This window comes from Bradyrhizobium sp. AZCC 1577 (genome assembly GCF_036924575.1).
GTDB lineage: Bacteria > Pseudomonadota > Alphaproteobacteria > Rhizobiales > Xanthobacteraceae > Bradyrhizobium.
The window spans coordinates 6,389,852-6,407,742 of the sequence record NZ_JAZHRQ010000001.1; the positions used below are offsets into that span (position 1 = coordinate 6,389,852).

21 protein-coding genes are annotated in these 17,891 nt (G+C 59.4%); 9 read left to right on the top strand and 12 right to left on the bottom strand.

From position 1 onward, the window contains the following. Positions 1-30: 30 nt before the first annotated feature. The 6 genes from V1278_RS37060 to V1278_RS30180 are packed head-to-tail and all read right to left on the bottom strand — an operon-like array spanning position 31 to position 3,264. Complete coding sequence (locus V1278_RS37060; protein WP_442893716.1) at positions 31-222, bottom strand: PaaD-like zinc ribbon domain-containing protein; 192 nt, start codon at positions 220-222, stop codon at positions 31-33. Next, positions 219-989 (bottom strand): Phenylacetic acid catabolic protein, encoded by a 771-nt coding sequence (locus tag V1278_RS30160; RefSeq protein ID WP_334383237.1) that lies wholly within the window; start codon positions 987-989, stop codon positions 219-221. The genes V1278_RS37060 and V1278_RS30160 overlap by 4 nt, the downstream gene beginning before the upstream one ends. Continuing rightward, positions 989-1,243 (bottom strand): phenylacetic acid degradation b, encoded by a 255-nt coding sequence (locus V1278_RS30165; protein WP_334364295.1) that lies wholly within the window; start codon positions 1,241-1,243, stop codon positions 989-991. The genes V1278_RS30160 and V1278_RS30165 overlap by 1 nt, the downstream gene beginning before the upstream one ends. 14 nt (positions 1,244-1,257) lie before the next feature. Beyond that, on the bottom strand, positions 1,258-1,569 hold the full coding sequence (locus V1278_RS30170) for a metal-sulfur cluster assembly factor (protein WP_334364296.1): 312 nt from the start codon (positions 1,567-1,569) through the stop codon (positions 1,258-1,260). Then, entirely contained in the window at positions 1,566-2,522 is a 957-nt protein-coding gene (locus V1278_RS30175) for a 1,2-phenylacetyl-CoA epoxidase subunit PaaC (RefSeq protein ID WP_334364297.1), read from the bottom strand. The genes V1278_RS30170 and V1278_RS30175 overlap by 4 nt, the downstream gene beginning before the upstream one ends. Before the next feature lie 34 nt (positions 2,523-2,556). After that, complete coding sequence (locus V1278_RS30180) at positions 2,557-3,264, bottom strand: TetR/AcrR family transcriptional regulator (protein WP_334383239.1); 708 nt, start codon at positions 3,262-3,264, stop codon at positions 2,557-2,559. Between the two features lie 362 nt (positions 3,265-3,626). On the opposite strand from V1278_RS30180, the gene V1278_RS30185 reads away from it, so the two are divergent. The 3 genes from V1278_RS30185 (at position 3,627) to V1278_RS30195 (ending at position 6,164) form a co-directional block, all read left to right on the top strand. Further along, positions 3,627-4,226 carry a 2-hydroxychromene-2-carboxylate isomerase gene (locus tag V1278_RS30185; RefSeq protein WP_334383240.1) on the top strand — a complete coding sequence of 200 codons (600 nt, stop codon included), beginning with the start codon at positions 3,627-3,629 and terminating at the stop codon, positions 4,224-4,226. Positions 4,227-4,228: 2 nt separating this feature from the next. Next, positions 4,229-4,930, top strand: a complete 702-nt coding sequence (locus V1278_RS30190) for an SDR family NAD(P)-dependent oxidoreductase (protein ID WP_334383241.1) — start codon at positions 4,229-4,231, stop codon at positions 4,928-4,930. 256 nt (positions 4,931-5,186) lie between these two features. Then, positions 5,187-6,164, top strand: coding sequence for a YeiH family protein (locus V1278_RS30195; protein WP_334383242.1), 978 nt, complete (start codon positions 5,187-5,189; stop codon positions 6,162-6,164). Between the two features lie 17 nt (positions 6,165-6,181). Here the strand turns inward: V1278_RS30195 and V1278_RS30200 are convergent, their stop codons facing one another. The 3 genes from V1278_RS30200 to grxD all read right to left on the bottom strand — a co-directional run bounded on the left by V1278_RS30200 (position 6,182) and on the right by grxD (position 8,129). Then, positions 6,182-6,328 (bottom strand): hypothetical protein, encoded by a 147-nt coding sequence (locus V1278_RS30200; protein ID WP_334383243.1) that lies wholly within the window; start codon positions 6,326-6,328, stop codon positions 6,182-6,184. A gap of 72 nt (positions 6,329-6,400) precedes the next feature. Continuing rightward, a complete protein-coding gene (locus V1278_RS30205) occupies positions 6,401-7,576 on the bottom strand; it encodes a saccharopine dehydrogenase family protein (RefSeq protein WP_442893715.1) in 1,176 nt (391 codons plus the stop codon). Positions 7,577-7,802: 226 nt separating this feature from the next. Continuing rightward, a complete protein-coding gene (gene grxD / locus V1278_RS30210; protein WP_334383245.1) occupies positions 7,803-8,129 on the bottom strand; it encodes a Grx4 family monothiol glutaredoxin in 327 nt (108 codons plus the stop codon). 418 nt (positions 8,130-8,547) lie between these two features. On the opposite strand from grxD, the gene V1278_RS30215 reads away from it, so the two are divergent. After that, the gene (locus tag V1278_RS30215) at positions 8,548-9,744 is read left to right on the top strand and encodes an acetyl-CoA C-acyltransferase (RefSeq protein WP_334383246.1); all 1,197 of its coding nucleotides are present in this window, start codon (positions 8,548-8,550) and stop codon (positions 9,742-9,744) included. A gap of 86 nt (positions 9,745-9,830) precedes the next feature. Continuing rightward, entirely contained in the window at positions 9,831-11,060 is a 1,230-nt protein-coding gene (locus V1278_RS30220; RefSeq protein ID WP_334383247.1) for a multidrug effflux MFS transporter, read from the top strand. A 280-nt stretch (positions 11,061-11,340) separates the two neighbouring features. Here the strand turns inward: V1278_RS30220 and V1278_RS30225 are convergent, their stop codons facing one another. Next, positions 11,341-12,564, bottom strand: a complete 1,224-nt coding sequence (locus V1278_RS30225) for an ABC transporter substrate-binding protein (protein ID WP_334383248.1) — start codon at positions 12,562-12,564, stop codon at positions 11,341-11,343. A 192-nt stretch (positions 12,565-12,756) separates the two neighbouring features. Here V1278_RS30225 and V1278_RS30230 point away from each other — a divergent pair, with 192 nt between their 5' ends. Next, positions 12,757-12,930 carry a hypothetical protein gene (locus V1278_RS30230; RefSeq protein ID WP_334383249.1) on the top strand — a complete coding sequence of 58 codons (174 nt, stop codon included), beginning with the start codon at positions 12,757-12,759 and terminating at the stop codon, positions 12,928-12,930. A 13-nt stretch (positions 12,931-12,943) separates the two neighbouring features. On the opposite strand, the gene V1278_RS30235 is transcribed toward V1278_RS30230, so the two are convergent. After that, complete coding sequence (locus V1278_RS30235; RefSeq protein ID WP_334383251.1) at positions 12,944-13,438, bottom strand: winged helix-turn-helix transcriptional regulator; 495 nt, start codon at positions 13,436-13,438, stop codon at positions 12,944-12,946. 171 nt (positions 13,439-13,609) lie between these two features. On the opposite strand from V1278_RS30235, the gene V1278_RS30240 reads away from it, so the two are divergent. From V1278_RS30240 to V1278_RS30250, 3 genes are read left to right on the top strand one after another with little or no spacing between them, the layout of a single operon-like run. After that, the gene (locus V1278_RS30240) at positions 13,610-14,101 is read left to right on the top strand and encodes a (2Fe-2S)-binding protein (protein ID WP_334383253.1); all 492 of its coding nucleotides are present in this window, start codon (positions 13,610-13,612) and stop codon (positions 14,099-14,101) included. Further along, complete coding sequence (locus V1278_RS30245) at positions 14,098-16,470, top strand: xanthine dehydrogenase family protein molybdopterin-binding subunit (protein ID WP_334383254.1); 2,373 nt, start codon at positions 14,098-14,100, stop codon at positions 16,468-16,470. Before V1278_RS30240 ends, V1278_RS30245 begins: the two co-directional genes overlap by 4 nt. Continuing rightward, positions 16,467-17,321: an FAD binding domain-containing protein gene (locus tag V1278_RS30250; RefSeq protein WP_334383256.1), complete on the top strand. Its 855-nt coding sequence runs from the start codon at positions 16,467-16,469 to the stop codon at positions 17,319-17,321. Before V1278_RS30245 ends, V1278_RS30250 begins: the two co-directional genes overlap by 4 nt. Here V1278_RS30250 and V1278_RS30255 read toward each other — a convergent pair. After that, entirely contained in the window at positions 17,301-17,804 is a 504-nt protein-coding gene (locus V1278_RS30255) for a winged helix-turn-helix transcriptional regulator (protein ID WP_334383257.1), read from the bottom strand. The two genes, V1278_RS30250 and V1278_RS30255, sit on opposite strands and share 21 nt — an antisense overlap. Positions 17,805-17,891 lie beyond the last annotated feature (87 nt).

Consider the following 17,891-nt stretch of genomic DNA (forward strand, 5'->3'; position numbering starts at 1 on the left):
AACTCGTGCTGCTCTTGGATTTTTTAGCTTTCATTCAGGTGGCCGCTCTGGCTGCCACTTCACCCAGTGAAAGAATGACTTGCATTTCAGGCATCGGAACAACACTTCCGAAACGCTGCCGCCGAATGGCGATTCGATCTCGACCGCACTACTCTCACAGTGCGAGCAAATGACCTTGCTAACATCGAGCGGCAACTCGAAGCTTGGCTCGCCCCGGTTCACGGAAGCGCCAGTTCGCGATTCTTGAAACGAATTTTCTCAAACAGATTCTCCGGGATTCCCGGGTTGCCATTGCGGCGGATGGACCGCTGCCACGACTTTGCAGGGCTCGCAATTCCGTCCGGAACATCGAAGGTTGCGCTGACCGCTTCGAGGAAGCGATCGCGGAGGTCTGAGTCCGGCCTATCCCGATAGCCGCCCGAGTAAACTATATCAGGCTGGTCCGCGTCGCCCCACCAATCCAAAGCATCGACCAGGCGGCGACGCGCGTCTTCATCAACCGTGGACGCCGGATCTTTGCGTAGCGCCTTGATCCAACCCACGGAATAGCTGAGATGGAAGCGCGATTCCTTCAGTATCTTGTCAGCGAGACGTGCCAAGGTTCTGTCGGCCAGGATCGTTCTGTAGGCGCTCAGTTGCGTGGAAATGGCCTGCTCGGCCATGAATATCGCCGCGATAAAGTCGGACCACGACTGCGGCGGCCGATCGAGCAGCTTCGGCGAGCGAATGTCCTTCGCACCACGCGTCCACTCCACCTCCTCGCGCGTGACGCCGAAACGACCCAGATGCTGATAAAGCGCGCGGGCATGCCCATACTGCCCCTGCATCATCGCGCAAATGGAGGTGAAGTCCGCGATGGAGCGGCCGTTCTGCAACACCAACATATACCAGCCAGCGAGCACCAGTTTGGCATCTGCAATGCAATACAACTCGTCCCGCAGGCACCGGTCGGTTTCCGAGAGGTTTCCGATTAAATTGACGTCGGCCATCACACCACCTTCACCTTTGATTTGCTGCCGCGTTCGGTAATCGTAACGATTGCCGACAGCGGAACGATGCACATCTCCCGCCAGGTATGGTGGTCGTAGACAAACCAGGCGCGCGCCTCCGCCAGTTCTTCGTTGGGGGCTTCGACCGAACCGATATGAGTGAGCGGTTCTGCGGAATCTCGGCGCGCAAATACCTCGTAGAATTCGGGCTTGTCTCCGCCCAACTCCAATCGTCTGTCGATAACCTTTTTCATCATCGCACCTCTAACTAAACCTGTATTCCAAAGCGGCGCATCAGCTGTCGTGCATTGGACTCAATGGATTGAGTGGTCCAATCGTGATGCCAGCCTTCGAGAACGTTGACCTCGCTGACCCCTTCCAGGCCGCCCACGGCGTCCTTAACCGATTGTTTCAACATCGAGACGCCAGGACAGGCCAGGCACGGAATTGCGAGTTCGACATCGACCACGCCGGTTTCCGATATCGTGACTCCCCGCAACATTCCCATACTCTCGATGCTGACCGGTATATGCGGGTCATTCACCGCGAGGAGCGCCTCCCGGACCGCCTGCTCAGTCACCACAGGTCTTGCCCCCACAGCTCTGTCTGCATCCGGCTCAGGCCCGGCAGCTTCAATGGGCCGCCCTTCTTCCACTGCGCCAACTTTTCGGGCCACGTTACCGTACGAAAATCCCACTTCATGGTTTCCATATTCAGCAGGATCGGCATTTGATAATCGAGGACGTAAATGCCTTTTTCGTTATCGAAGTGAGCCGGCACCTTCAAACCAACCTGCTCGCAGAAGGGAACGAGGCGTTGCAGCCAAATCTGCCTGAGCTGATCGTTGCTGCTGCCGCGTATCTTATAATGGAGTTGGTCGGTCCTTGACTTGACATCGTCCGTGGCGCCGAACCACTCGGCACCCAGGGGAAACCAGAAATCCATGCGTTCCTGGACACGCTTCCGTATCTCGGGGCCCTGCTGCATGTAGTGGCGGACCATGTACTCGCCGCGCTTGACGTGAAAGTTTTCTTCGAAGTTCACCTTCCGCAGCGATCGGCTGTACGGACCGAACGAACAATTTTCCTCGAGATCGCACGTCGTGATATATCCCGCCTGATCGCCGACAAGGTGGCCTAGCCCCACATCGATCGGACTCAAGTTGCCAAACTCAAGCAGGAAGAAAGTCTTGAAATTTTTGGGATCGCGCTCGAACACCTGGTGATAGGAGTCGAAGCCGAAATCCTCGAGCATCCGGAACATAACCTGGGCATGGCCCATCTCGTCCTGCAGTGCAGACGCGATGGCAATTCGATCGTTGATACCGGGTGCAAACGCTATTGCATCGAAGTCGAGAGGCAACGTCATGATTTCGAGATCGGCGGCGATCGCCATGGTCGCGACCAGCACGTCACGATAGCGGGGCGTCATCTCGCTGATATCTTCTAGCGTGGCGCCAGCCTTAACTCGGGTCTGCAGGGCGATCTCAGTTGCCTCTTCCGTGATTTCACGCGCTAACGCTGCTTGAGCCACGATGCAAACCTCCGTCGTTACAATTGCTGACTGGTTATTCGTAGTCCTGAAGATTACCGCGCAAGACATCGATAACGGAGGGACCGTCCGCGACATCAATGTCTCGTGGCGCCCCCGATGCGTGTTGGAGACCGGAAAGCACGACCGCCTGCAGCGCACGAGTGAGACGGTGAACGTGAACGCGGAGATTCTGGCGGAGGCACTCAAGCATCATACCGTCGGCGGCCGCGATCAGGAGCCGGGCCATATCAGCACTGCTCAAATCGGAGCGGAACGCTCCGGAAGCCTGCCCAAGCTCCAGAACCTTCCGGATTTCTTCTGCGACGCGGTTATAGCCAGCACTTACTCTGCGCGCCGCCTCGGATTCGGTCCCGGCAAGCTCGATCGAGACGACGATCGGCAGCAGCATCGAGCCCGGGTGTACAAGGGCGATCTCGCCAGTCCTTTCCAGAAGTCCCGTCATCCGCTCGACCGGAGAGCGGCTGTCGTCTCTCAACAGCTGTACGTAGGGAATCAGAACGTTGGCCCGCACCCGGTTGAGCAACTCGAGAAGAACCCCCTCCTTGGTGCCATAATAGAAATACACGCTACCCTTGGTCAGGCCAGCGAGCTCTCCAATTCTCTCGGTCGTTGTGCCGGTGTAGCCTTGAGTGACGAAGAGAAACTCGGCAGCAGCCAACACCGCCGCCATGCTCAACTCACGATGTTCAGAATTTGTCAGTCGCTTCTTGCGCTTTTTCATGCGCTCGAAAGTATTATCAGTCGACTCGCAAGGTAAAGCCTCGTGCAATCCCAATGCACCGCTAGACGCACAATCGCTCCTTTCTCCAGAGCCATGGTTCGCGTCGCCAACCCCTGACAATCCGGCTGAAATACTCATGCTCATGGCCCAGCGAAGTCTTGTTCGACGCGGCTATCAGTTGACATTGATAGTCATCTACATTTAACTTACTTACCAGTCAATAACTTTCTTATGAGTCAAGAGGGAAGCCGATTTTTGTATTGGAAACCAATTAGATACAAGAAAGTAAAAGCGCAGCTCGGAAGCCTTTCGACACGATATCGAGCGATCGCGAGCGATCGGAAAGCGAAAAAGGACCAAAGATGACTAGGCAGATTGAATTCTATTTCGACTTCGGTAGCCCCTACAGCTACCTCGCACAGACGCAGCTCAAGAAGCTGGCGGCAGACACGCAGGCCACCATCGTCTACATGCCGATAAACGTGTTGGATTTGATGAAGGCAACCGGCAACACCCCGACGACGATCGAGTGCAAGTCGAAGAGGAAATACGCGAAGAGCGATCTGCAACGTTGGGTCAAAAAATACGGCGTCGGTTGGGAGCCCAACCAGAACTTCCGGCACATAGACCTCAACTTCCTGCTTCGCGGGGCCATCGCCGCGATCAAGCTCGGGGTGGGTGCCGATTTCGTATCGAAGGTGTTCACTGGCCTCTACGCTCAGGTGCTCGATCTTGGCGACGTCGAAATCCTCAAGGATTTTTTGAAGAAGAACGAGCTTCCTGCGGACGACATCATTGAGCTGATGGCTCGGCAAGATATTTTCGATGAACTCAAGGCCCGCAACAAGGCAGCCGACGAAGCCGGCCTGTTCGGTACGCCTACGTTTCGGATTGGAACGGAAATTTATTTCGGGAACGATCGGCTCCCATTCGTTGAAGCGGCAGCAAAGGCGCAGGCATGATCATGACAAAGCCAGTTTGTATTATTACCGGCGTTGGTCCCGGCACGGGCAGCGCACTCGCACGCCGCTTCTCTCGCGGCGACTACCATGTCGCTCTCCTGGCGCGCTCGGAGAAGCGCATTCCGAAGCTGCAAGCTGAGCTGCCGGACGCCTCCGCCCATATCTGCGATGTCACGCAGGAGGACCAGGTCAGCGAAACCGTCGCCAAAATCACTCGCGATCACGGCGCGCCCGAGATCGCCATCCACAATGCTGTGGGCGGAACGTTTGGAAATTTCCTGGAAGTGGATCCCGCGGCTCTTGAGACGAACTTCAAAGTCAACGCGATGGGGCTGCTTTATCTTGCCAAAGCGGTCGCTCCTGCGATGATCAAGGCGCAAAAAGGTGCCATCGTCGCGACAGGCAATACCTCGGCCTATCGCGGAGTCGAGAGCTACGCCGCGTTCGCGCCGACGAAGGCAGCGGAACGCATCCTTGCCGAATCGATGGCGCGACATCTAGGCCCAAAGGGCGTCCATGTCGCCTTTCTGATGATCGACGCAGTCATCAACGTGCCATGGGCTCGCAAGATGTTTCATGACAAGCCGGAAGAGTTTTTTGCTCAGCCGGCAACGATTGCCGATGAAATCTGGCACATCGCGCATCAACCGCGGTCGGCATGGTCTTTCAACTACGAGCTTCGCCCCTACGCGGAGAAGTGGTGAGGTTGCCCGGATCATCGGATCCTCGACCTGCCCCAAGCCAAGCCAACTGGGCCGCCACGCTATCCTGGCGGGTGGCCCCGATTCTCCAACATTTTCGTCTTGCATCCAAACCAGGGGCCGCTCTTGCGGGACACCCAGGGGCCGCTTTTGCTGGACACAAGGCGCACGAATGATTTGGGGAAGCCGCGCGAAGCCGGCGATCAAATCTTCGGCCATCAAGTTATGGGCCGATCGCATCGCCGTTCTGGCGCCAGGCTTGATTGCCGCCTCCCTGATTGCAGTCCTGGCTGGCTTCTTGCGAACCTTACCGCTCCTGTCCGTCATCAGTCCGATGATGCTGGCAATGCTGATCGGGATGACCCTCACCAATGTCGCGGGTCAGCCGGGCTGGATGAACGACGGCATTCTGTTCAGCCAGCGACGATTACTCCGGCTCGCCATCGTCCTGCTCGGCCTTCAGCTCACCTTTGCCGAGGTCGCGACGTTGGGTGCGATGGGTGTGGTCATTCTGGCCGCAGCGCTGGCGTCCACCTTCGTCTTCACGGTGCACGCTGCGCGATTCTTGCGCGTGGAGGAAAAACTCGCGAAGCTCATAGCCGCCGGAACCTCTGTGTGCGGCGCCTCGGCGGTGGTCGCAGCGAACGCTGTTGTGGGCGGAAAGGAAGAGGACGTGACCTATGCTGTTGCATGCGTCACCATCTTCGGGACCATCGCCATGTTCCTTTTTCCGTTTCTGCCCGGGCTTCTGCATCTGAATGCCGGCGAGTTCGGACTTTGGACCGGCTCTTCCGTTCACGAAATTGCCCAGGTAGTTGCAGCGTCGTTTCAACACGGGCAGGTCGCGGGCGAGATGGGCACGATCGCAAAACTGTCGCGCGTCATGATGCTCGCCCCGCTGGTGCTTGCGATCGATCTGCTGTCCCGAAGAGATGCGCGTGGCGGGACGGGCCAAGAAGCGGCAGAAGCGTCAAGGCGCGCGCCTGGGGTACCCTGGTTTGTCCTCGGCTTCATCGCCGCTACCTGCATCAACAGCATCGTCACCATCCCCGTGGGACTGAAATCGAATCTAATGTGGCTGACGACCTTCCTGCTGACGGTCGCGCTTGCCGCAATGGGAATGCATACCGACTTGACGAAACTGCGAAGAAGAGGCTTTCGCCCTGCCCTCCTGTCTGCTCTTGCCTCCCTGTTTATCGGCATCTTTAGCCTGGCCTGCATCAAGCTGCTCGATTGAGGACTTCCGGCGACGCGTCACAGCGCAAGCCAAAGAACAACTTGCAGGACGACTGCACAAGGCAGCCCCAACGTCAGCGCGAGGAGCTGACCTTCTTTTACTTCATCGGCGTTCAGATCGGGAAGGAGTTCGGCAGCGAGCAGCAGCGTCAGACCACATTCCATGAGACCCCCGATTCCGCCGGCCGGCATACGCTTCATTCTCTGGCTAAAAAATCACCCGCAACTCGAGCTGTTTCAGCCCTCGACTTTGAAGGTGAGCCCGGCGTTCCGAACAAGCCGGGATATCAGCTTCTCGCCCATCGCCGCACCAGGCGTCCAAATGCCGGCAGCAACGTCAGTCGCGTCCTGCAAGAGACAGATCGCGCATTCCGTGATCATCTTCGACGTCGATGCATAGCCGGGGTCCTTGTCGCCGCGAACCGCGACGGAAATCCTGCCGTGGTCCTTGCTGCGCCCGATGAACAGGATGTCGTAAGAACCGGCCTCGCGCTCGGCCCTGGATGGCCCCTCGCCCGGCTTCGGACTGCTTTCATCGCCAAACGATCTGTTTTCTTCCAAAATCCTGGCGGCCGTAACCTCGCCCTGCTTGCCGGGCCCTGCTACGATCATCTCGTCGTAAACGAAGCCGGTCCCATAGGGATGCCCCATCAGCGCGTTGGATCGATGGATGTTGCGCGTGTTGATCGGCGACATGATGAAGGGGGCCACCCAGGCGCCGAGATCCTCGTCGAACTCAATCTTCATTCCATGCGGCTGCTTTGGGCCGGCGAAACTGGGCGTCAGCAAGAACGGGTCCTTGAGCTGGGCGAGCACCTGCGGATTGCTCGTCGCCGCGGCCATCGTCGCCCGCGAACTGGCCGCAGTTCCGCCCGAGAAGGTGCCTTTCATTACGCGGACACGGCCTTTCACGTGCTCGGCCGCCTCACCCCATGCTTTCTTCGCGGCGCTCTGCAGGAAGAACACACCAAGCTCGAATGGCACAGAATCGAAGCCGCACGAGAAAACGATGCGCGCCCCACTCGATCGGGCGTCGTTCTCATGGGCGTCGATCATGTTCCTCATCCAGACCGTCTCGCCGCTCAAGTCGAGATAGTCCGTACCCGCACGAGCGCACGCCGCCACCAGTTCCGATCCGTAAAGCTGGAACGGACCCACTGTCGAAATGACGGCGCGCGTCGTCCGGACCAACGCCTGCAAGGAAGTTCGATCGTCTGAGTCAGCCTTGATCAGCAAGATATTGTCGGGCGCGCCCACCCTGTCGCGGACGGCCGCGAGCTTGTCGAGATCGCGGCCCGCCATTCCCCATTTGATTTTGTTTCCGTATTTCGTGGCGACATACTCGGCCACGAGCTGCCCGGTGAAGCCGCTGGCGCCAAACACAACCAGATCGCACTCTCTATCACGCACCATGTTTAGATCCCGTCAGTCACAAGCAAGACTGGGCTGCCGAAGGATGATCGCCAACCTGGATATCTATCATTTCATCTCGCCGCGCATTTCGTATCCAATGATGCGAGATACGAGTAGGGACGGCGGAAATCGAAATACAAATCGATTGTAGCCATGCAAGCTCCCTTCATCATCTACAGCGAGCAGATGGCAGCGGGGATTTCGATGTGGCGGCGACAGCGGCCGCTCAGGATTGCATAGCTTCCGGCTGTTTCAGAAGAAGCTGCTGCAATTCCCCTGACCGGAACATCTCCGTCACGATGTCACAGCCGCCCACGAATTCGCCGCGCACGTACAGCTGCGGGATGGTCGGCCAATCCGAGTAATCCTTGATGCCTTGCCGCAGTTCTTCGGACTCGTAAATGTCGTGCGCTTTGAAGGGTACGCCGAGATGGTCGAGTATTCGGACCACCTGCGCCGAGAATCCGCAAGCCGGCGCGGCCGGCGTGCCTTTCATGAATAGGAGAACATCGTTGGCATTCACTTCGCTGCGGATGAAATCAGCAACACTCATAATCTTTCTCTCCATCTGATCGCGAGAGCTTACCTTCACTTACCACTCAACCCAACAAGATTAAAGTACATTTTTAGAACTTACAAAATTACGCAAGCCCAATCTCTCCCGACGGAAACAGCTTACTGTCAATACGCTGCTCTGTCGTTCTCATGAAAAGGGCCAGCTGCGTTGCAGCTGGCCTAAGTCCAAGTTGAGCGGTAGCGATACCGCTTGCCTCGGGGAGATTTCTCATTCGCAACCAAACGATTAATTTCCAAAATTGTCAATTCTAAAATGGAATTTACTGGCGTTAGTTCAGGCTGGCTGTAGCTCGGGAAGGCGCCTTCTTGGGTGGAACCATCACCATTGCATTGCATTCCAGTCCCATAGATGATTATCGTCATACAATAGTCGCGACCAAACAGGAGAACCCGTCATGGCCGCTGCCAACGATCCCGTCGTCATCCTTTCCGCCGCCCGCACGCCGCTCGGCCGGTTCATGGGCGAACTGTCCCCCTTCAGCGCTCACAGGCTGGGTTCGCATGTGATCGGCGCCGCATTGGAGAGAGCGAACCTTGCGCCGGAGCGGATCGATGAGGTGTTCATGGGCAACGTGCTGCCGGCCGGACAGGGTCAGGCGCCGGCGCGCCAGGCCGCACGCGGCGCCAAACTGCCTGACGCCACCGGCGCCACCACTATCAACAAGGTCTGCGGTTCCGGCATGAAGGCCACTATGCTGGCTCACGACATCATTCATGCGGGCTCCGCCAGCATCGTGATATCCGGCGGCATGGAGAGCATGAGCAACGCCCCCTATCTGCTCGCCAAGGCGCGCGGCGGCTATCGCGCCGGGCACAACCGGATCATCGATCACATGCTGATGGACGGGCTGGAAGACGCCTACGAAACCGGCCGCTCGATGGGCGACTTCGGCGAGGCTACCGCGGAGGCCTATCAGTTCACCCGCAACGACCAGGATGCCTACGCGATGGAGACCTTGACCCGCGCCCGCAAGGCGGTCGAGGGCGGCGCGTTCAGGGCCGAGATCGCGCCGATCACATTGTCCGAGAAGGCGGGTCCGCGCGTCATCGCCAATGACGAGCATCCGCTCAAGGTGGATCCGGCCAAGATTCCCGGATTGAAGCCCGCGTTCCGCGGTAACGGCACCATCACGCCGGCCGCCTCTTCCGCGAATGCCGACGGCGCCGCCGCGCTGGTTCTGGCCAAGCGCTCGCTCGCCGATCGCGACGGCCTGCCGGTGCTCGCCGAAATCAAGGGCCACGCCACCCATAGCCAGGAGCCGCAATGGTTCACCACCGCGCCGATCCCGGCGATCCGGAAGCTGCTCGACAAGGTCGGCTGGAGCGTCGCGGACGTCGACCTGTTCGAGATCAACGAAGCCTTTGCGGTGGTGGCAATGGCCGCGCAGAAGGATCTCGGCATTCCCCGCGAAAAGCTCAACATGAACGGCGGCGCCTGCGCGCTCGGCCACCCGATCGGCGCCACCGGCGCGCGCCTCATCGTGACGCTGCTGCACGCGCTCGAAGCGCAAAATCTGAAGCGCGGCGTGGCGGCGCTCTGCATCGGCGGTGGTGAGGCCACCGCCGTCGCGGTCGAGCGCCTCGTCCGCTGAGGGCGACCAGGCGGAACATACTCGGCGAGCGGCACGAGTGGTGTCGCCCGACGTCTTGTAGCGCACCCAGAAGCTGGAAGCTCAACGTGACGAAAGTTCTCATGGCCGACCAGAGCGAAGCGGTCGCGACTGCACCGCCACGCGCCCCCGTTTCCGGCGCCTTGCAGATCGCCGTACTTGCCGCTCTGGCGTCAATGGGAACACTCTCGACCAACATCCTGCTACCGTCGCTGCCACAAATGGCGGCATCGTTGAATGTCACAAGCGCGGCAGTCACGTCCGCCATCACCGTTTATCTTGCGGCGTTCGCATTCGGTCAGCTCCTGGTCGGACCGCTTTCAGATCGCTACGGGAGGCGCTGGCCAGTTTTGGTCGGCTTTGCGGTGTTTTTCGCAGGCAGCGTCTGGTGCGGCTTGGCAAGCGACCTGCCGAATCTTCTGATCGGCCGCGTCTTGCAAGCTTCGGGCGCTTGCGCGACATCGGTACTATCGCGTGCCATCGCCCGCGACTTGTTCAGTGGCGCGGCGCTGGCACGCACGATGGCGCTCATCATGATTGCGATGTCGGTCGCTCCTGGCTTCTCACCGCTGCTTGGCGGCGCGCTCGATCACATCTTTGGTTGGCGCTCCGAGTTCGCCCTCGTCGCCATTTTTGCGGTGATTGGTGCCATTGCCCATGGCATCGTGCTTGGCGAAACCCACAACTCGATCCGAATTCCGCTCGATCCGGTCGCCATCACCAGAACCTATCTCAGTCTGATCGGCGATCGCCGTTTCGCGGTCCCCGCAGCAACCGTCAGCCTGACCATAGGCGGCTTGTTCTCGACGTTTTCGGCTGCTCCCCGCTTATTCATCGAAGCACTTCAATTCACCCCGATCCAGCTCGGTCTGTTCTTCGCCGGCACCGTCCTGATCGTATTCGTTGCCGGCATGATGGCGACGAAATTTGCATCACGCTACGGGCTCGAACTCTCGATCCGCGCCGGTTTGTTGACAACGGCCACGGGCAGCGTGGCGATCTTGCTCGTCTCGCTGTTCAGCCCAACTTTCTTGCCATTTCTCTGCGCGATGTGCGTGTTCCTCTTTGGTATGGCCATTGTCAGTCCGCTCGGCACCGCGCAGGCGCTCTCTCCGTTCGGCGAGAAAGCCGGCGCGGCTTCAGCGCTGCTCGGTTTCTGGCAAATGATGAACGCCGCGGCCGGCGTATGGTTGGCCGCTACCCTGTCGCATGAAGCAATGTTTGCGCTAGGCGCGGTGTTGACGATCTTTTCGCTGGCTGCTCTTGGCCTGTACGCGCTGAAGCCGCATCTTGACTAGCTCGGGACAGGGAACAAGCGGCCATCAGAGCGGCTGGAGCGACACGCGTGCTGCCTTCGGAAGGAAGATGCGGTCGTATTCGACCTTGATCAGCTTCGAGTCGGGTAGCCGACGCTGTTGTTCTGCCCCTTCCTTCGGGATGGCCCGCCCTGAAGGCGCATCTGACGTAACGCTTGAACAAGAGCGTGCGAGTGCGGCGTTGAAGGGAGCCGGTCGAGGAGCCCGCAGAGGGAAGGCCTGTGCGGTGCATAGGTCTTCTTTTTCTGAACAGAAGAGCGAGTCAGCTGCGTTCGGAGCTGAGGAGCGGCCCGAACAGTTCCCAGCTGCCACCCTGGAATCGCTGCATCTGAAGCTGTTTGATCAAGTTGTAGTCGGTCGGGCTGCTTTTAAGGCGGATGCCGGGAAGTAACTGTCCGACCTCGATATCGAGACTGGTCGCCTGCTTGAGCACGTTCTCGCGGGTGAGATTGTCGCCGCACTTTTTGAGTACTTCGACCATGGTCTTTCCGACGGCGTAGCCGTACACCGTGAAGCCGTCGCCTTTGTCGCCCTCAGGAAAATACTTGTCCATGAAGCCCGACCACTCGTTCATGCCGGGGTCGTTCTTCCACTTCGGATCGTTTGCGTCTTTGAGATAAACGGCACTCAACACACCCAGAGCGTTTTCGAAGCCGGCCGGCTTCATCACGCTGTTCACCGACGACGAAACGTTGCTAACGATGTGAACGGGTCTCCATCCCACCTCGGCGACCTTCCTGATGCTCTGCGCCGCAAATTTCGGCGTTGCGATCGTCAGCAGAACATCGGCATTCGCGGATTTGATCTGAACGATCTGGGAATCGACCGTCGGCGCGGTCACCTCGAATGGAGCCTCCGATACGATCATCGAGGCCTTGGCCCCCAGACCGTCGCGCAAGCCGATGAGGTAGTCTTTGCCGAAGTCATCGTTCTGATAAAGAATGCCGATCTTCGCGTTCGGATGGTTCTTCATGATGTATTGCGCGTAGATGCGGGCTTCGTTCTGGTAGTTGGGAATGAAGGCAATCGTCCAGGGAAAGTTCTGCGGATCAACCCACTTCGAAGCGCCCGTCGCGAGGAAGAGGTGCGGGATCTTCTTCGTGTTGACGTACTTGTGGATCGCGGAGTTGCCCGGCGTTCCGAGTATGCCAAACAGCAGCAGCACTTCGTCGTTCTCGACGAGCTTGCGCGTCTGCTCGACGGTTTTCGGTGGACTGTAGCCGTCGTCGTAGCTGATGAAGTTGACTTTGCGGCCGTTGATGCCGCCCTGTTCGTTTACCATTTTGAAATATGCGGAGAACGTCTTGCCGATCACGGAGTAGGCGGACGCCGGTCCGCTGTATGGCATGATGTTGCCGATTTTGATTTCGGTATCGCTTGCGCCAGCGTCATAAGCCTTCTGGGCGATCGCGCCGGTCGCGGTCGCTGCGCCGAGCAGACTGGCGGCCAGTAACGAACCCGCAGCCTTCAAGAGGCGATAGTCCATTGGTGTCCTTCCCTAAGGGGCAGATGTCGATGTTCGCCTGGCCTTTTATTTGTGGCTCGTGACGGAGGTCAGTTCCAATATGGTCACCGTAACCCGCGCGCTGCGCTAGATCAAAAAATCGAGATAGCGCTATTCACGTGTGATTAGCGGCACTGCCGCCTAGTCTTGTCTGCTGACTGGCTCTGAAGCCGCGTGGCGTCAGAAGCTTCAGCACTGCTCGGTTTCTGGCAAATGTTGAACGCCGCGGCCGGTGTATGGCTGGCCGCCACTGTGTCGCATGAAGCCATGTTCGCGCTAGGCGTCGTATTGACGATCTTTTCGCTGGCTGCTCTTGGCCTGTACGCGCTGAAGCCGGGCGCTGGTTAGCGACAAACCGAAATCATCCTTGGTCGAACTTGGCCAGGCGCCACCTCACTAGGTCGTCGGCGCCTGGGCCAGCCTGCGGCCGGACGTCCCGTAAGCGTACCAATTCGCCCGACTTATCATCGACAAGTGCGAGCTTCACCGGACGGCCACTGTTCTTATTGATGAATTTGAGCGGCGGCCCGGCATTTCCCGTGATCGCCCACTTGTCCCCCACCTGGGCAAGCGCCTGGATGACCAGGATGACTTCCCTGCCCTTGCGGGTAAGGAGGTACTCGTAACGATCGGGCCCGCTCTGATACAGCCGCCGTTCGATGAGTTCGTTTTGCTCTAAATGCTTGAGCCGGTCGGACAGAGTGGCGTGAGTAACGCCAGTCGACTTCCTCAGATCCTCGTATTTGCTCAACCCGAGCGACAGATCGCGCAGGATCAGAATGGCCCAGCGGTCACCGACCGCATCGAGCACGCCGGCAATCGAGCACGCCATTCCCTCAAAGCTCTTAGAGCGCATCCACGTCGACTCCAAACAACTCTTATTACCAGAGTAATAGGAGCGGCAGTGGGATCCAAGTACTCGTCTCCGGCTCCAAAAAAATCGCTTGCCGCCAGTCACTCTTATTATTAGAGTAACTACGAGTAAAGAAAAAGGGAACGGCCAAACCTGCCGCAATCAGGAGGAGGCATGCCCAAGCCCGACAACCGTCACGTCGTGACGCTGGAGATCAACGGCACGCGCAAGACCGTCGCCGTCGAGGCGCGAAGGTTGCTGGTCCATCTGATCAGGGAGGACCTTGGCCTCACCGGCACGCATGTCGGCTGCGATACTTCACAGTGCGGCGCCTGCACCGTGGAAATCGACGGACAAGCGGTGAAGTCGTGCACCGTGCTGGCCGTTATGGCAGACGGTGCGTCGATCACGACGATCGAGGGCGTGACCGATATAGGCGCCGAACTCAGCCCAGTTCAGGCAGCATTCCACGAGCATCACGCCCTGCAATGCGGCTTCTGCACGCCAGGCATGGTGATGAGCGTCCGCCAGCTATTGAAGGATAAGCCGGATCCGAGCGAGCAAGACATCCGCCACGGCCTTGCCGGCAACATCTGCCGCTGCACCGGCTATCACAACATCGTCCGCGCCGTCGAAAGCCTGGCATCGAAAGGCGATCAACCATGAACGTTACGACTGCTACCCGCCATATCGGCCAGCCGCTCAGGCGACGCGAGGATTTCAAACTACTCGTCGGCAAGGGCCGCTACGTCGATGATGTCAGGTTGCCGGGTATGCTGCATATGGCGGTACTGCGGTCACCGCACGCCCACGCCGAGGTCAGAAGCGTCGACCTGTCCGCCGCCAAAATCTCACCGGGTGTTCGCCTCGTCCTGTCCGGCAAGGTGCTCGAGGGCAAAATGGGCCCGATCGTGCCGAACTGGATCATCCCCGACAGCAAGGTGCCGTTCCGTCCCGTTCTCGCGACCGATCGCGTTCGCTTTGTCGGCGAGTGCGTGGCGCTGGTGGTGGCGGAAACGCTGGCCGAAGCCTACGACGCGATCGGTCTGATCGAGGTCGATTACGAGGTGCTGCCCGCGGTGACCGACGAAGAGGCCGCGATCCGTGAAGACGCGACGCAACTCCATGACAACGTTCCCGGCAACATCACCACGATCTACAAGGTGCGCGGAGGCGACTACCAGCAAGCCACCCGCGAAGCCGATCAGGTCATCGGCCTGCGCGTCGTCAACAACCGACTGATCCCGACCTGCATGGAAACGCGCGCGATCGTTGCCTCGCCAGAGCCGGACGGCACACTGACAGTCTATATCGGCAGCCAAGTCCCCCACATGCACCGGCGTTGGATCGCCGAGACGGTCGGCATTCCCGAGCATCAATTGCGGGTGGTTGCACCTGATATCGGGGGCGGCTTCGGCGCCAAGATGCATCTGTATCCGGAGGACCTGCTCTGCCCCTATCTGGCGCGCGAACTCGACGCACCGGTCAAATGGTGGGAAAGTCGCTCCGAAAGTCATCAATCGACCAGCCATGGTCGTGCTCATACCGAGAACATTGAAATCGCTTTCAAGAACGATGGCACCATCCTCGGCCTTAAGGTGGCAACGCTCGGCAATGTCGGCGCCTATCTCTCCAACATGGCGAGCGGCGGTCCAACGGTAAACACCATCAATTTCGGCACTGGCACCTACAAGATCGACAATTACGAAGCCATTTCTCGCGTCGTCGTCACCAATACCGTACCGGTTGATGCCTATCGCGGCTATGGCCGGCCCGAGGGCGCTTACATCGCCGAGCGCGCGATCGATGCGGTGGCGCGCCATCTCAAACTCGACCAGATCGAGGTGCGGCGGAAGAATTTCGTTCAACCGGCGGAATTTCCCTATCGGCCCTACGGCAGCATGGGGGTGATGTATGACAGCGGCAACTATCAGGGACTTCTCGACAAGGCGCTCGCGGCTTTCGACTATGACGGACGCCGCAGCGAATGCGAAGCCCTGCGCGGCAGCGGCATCTATCGCGGCATTGGCGTCGCCGCCTATACACATATGTGCGGCATGGCACCTTCGCGTCGGCTGGCCCCAGGCGGATTTGACCGCGGCGGATGGGAAAGCGCACGGGTCAGCATCGATTCCAGCGGACGGGCCACGATCTATTCTGGCTCGATGAGCCAGGGTCAAGGCCACATCACGTCGTTGTCGCAGATCGCCGCTGACGTGCTTCAGATTCCGATTGAAAACATCGACATCGTACAAGGCGACACCCGCCAGGTGCAGGCCGGCCACGGCACCTTCAATTCCCGTTCGATGGCTGTCGGCGGATCCAGCGTGCACGTGTCGTCGCAGCGCATTGTGGCCAAGGCCAAGAAGATTGCAGCAGGCATGCTGGAAGTGGACGAGAAGGATGTTTCCTATTCGGCGGGCGCGTTCAGCGTGCCCGGCACCGATATTGCGCCGGTTACCTTCTCCAAGGTCGCCCGCATGGCTTATCTCGGGCACAAACTGCCGGATGACGTCGCACCGGGCCTGGATGAGACGGTGTTTTATGATCCGACCGGCATGGGTTCGCCGTCAGGCATCCACCTCGCTTATGTCGAAGTCGATCCGGAGACCGGGATCGTCGACATTCTCGACTATGTCGCCGTCGACGACGTCGGCACGCTGATCAACCCTCGCCTCGCGGCCGGCCAGATCCATGGCGGCGTCGTGCAGGGCATCGCGCAGGCGCTCTATGAAGAGGTCAGCTACGATCCCGACAATGGGCAACTTCTGACCGGCTCGCTGCTCGACTATGCCGTTCCGCGCGCCGAGCATGTGCCGAATATCCGATCGCTGTTCCAGGAAACGCCGTCGCCGACCAATCCGATCGGCGTCAAGGGTATCGGCGAGAGCGGCTCTATCGCCGCCCCACCCTGCATGGTTCACGCCGTGCTCGATGCCTTGTCACCGTTCGGTATCACCCATCTCGACATGCCGCTGACGCCACCCCGAATCTGGACGGCGGTACAAAAGGCACGCACGGGAGCCTCCCAATGATCCCCACAGCATTCGATTATGTCCGCGCGTCTTCGCTCGCCCAGGCGATCGATCTGTTGCGCGACGATCCCGACGGAACGAAGCTTTTGGCCGGTGGCCATACCTTGCTGCCGGCGCTGAAGCTGCGGCTGGCATCGCCCGCGCTCCTGATCGATATTGGAGGCCTCGCCGAGCTCAAGGGAATCGAGATCAGCGAGACCGGCATCAGGATCGGCGCACTGACGACGCATACCGAACTCTTTGCTTCCGAGCCGCTGAACAAGGAGCTGCCGGTTTTTCGCCGGGCGGCCAGCCTCATTGCCGATCCCCAGGTACGTAACCGCGGCACGATCGGCGGCTCGCTCGCGAACGCCGATCCCGCGGCTGACTGGCCGGCGGTTGTGGTGGCGTTGCAGGCAGAGGTCGAGATCGCAGGCCCGAATGGCCTGAGAAGGGTGGCGGCACGGGACTTCTTCGTCGATATCTTTTCCACCGTCCTGGAACCGGACGAAATTCTCGCCAGCATCCATATCCCGCGGCCGAAGCCCGGTACGCGCTTCATCTACCGAAAGATCCGGCACCCCGCGAGCGGCTTTGCCGTCGTGGGAATCGCGGTCGGAGTGCGGCTGCAGGACGATGTCGTCGTCGAGATTTCCATCGGCATTACGGGTGCAGCGAATCATGCGTTCGCCGACCACCACGCCGCCGATTTCCTGACCGGCAAGACGCTTTCGCGGGACAATATCAACCAAGCGGCAAAATTGCTGAGTGAGGCCACAGAGTGCCTCTCGGACCGCTACGCGTCGGCGGACTACCGCGCGAATCTGATTCGGGTCGAGATCAGGCGAGCGCTACTTGCGCTTTCGTCGTGAGGCGGGAGCCTTCGCACCGGCCGCTGCACGATCGGCGATATCGCCGCCAAATCGCTTGCGATTGAACGGAACAGCACCTGCGCCGGCGACGATCTCGACATCCTCAAGCCGCAACGGCTTGCCGCTCGTTGTCCGCAATTCCGGATACTCGATCGGGCGCCCGGCGGCGCGGTCGCGGAACACGACCTGCGGCCCGGCCGGCTCCGCCAGCCAGTCATCACCCCATTTCTTCAGCGCGAGATAGGCCGGAAAGAAATCACGTCCCTTCTCGGTCAGAACGTACTCATATCGACCGGCGTGTTCGGGGAGCGGCACCCGCGTCATGACGCCGGCCTCGACGAACTTCTTGAGCCGGGCGCTCAAGATATTGGGAGCGATCCCGACATAGTATTCGAACTCGTCGAAGCGTTTCACGCCGTAATAGGCCTCGCGCAGGATCAGGATGGACCAGCGGTCGCCGATAATTTCCATGGCGCGCGCCATGGAACATTCCTTGTTGGCAAGACGGCTTTGCTTCACACTGGACATAGCTCTTTCAACTCCGAATTCAGCTCATACCATATTGAGCGG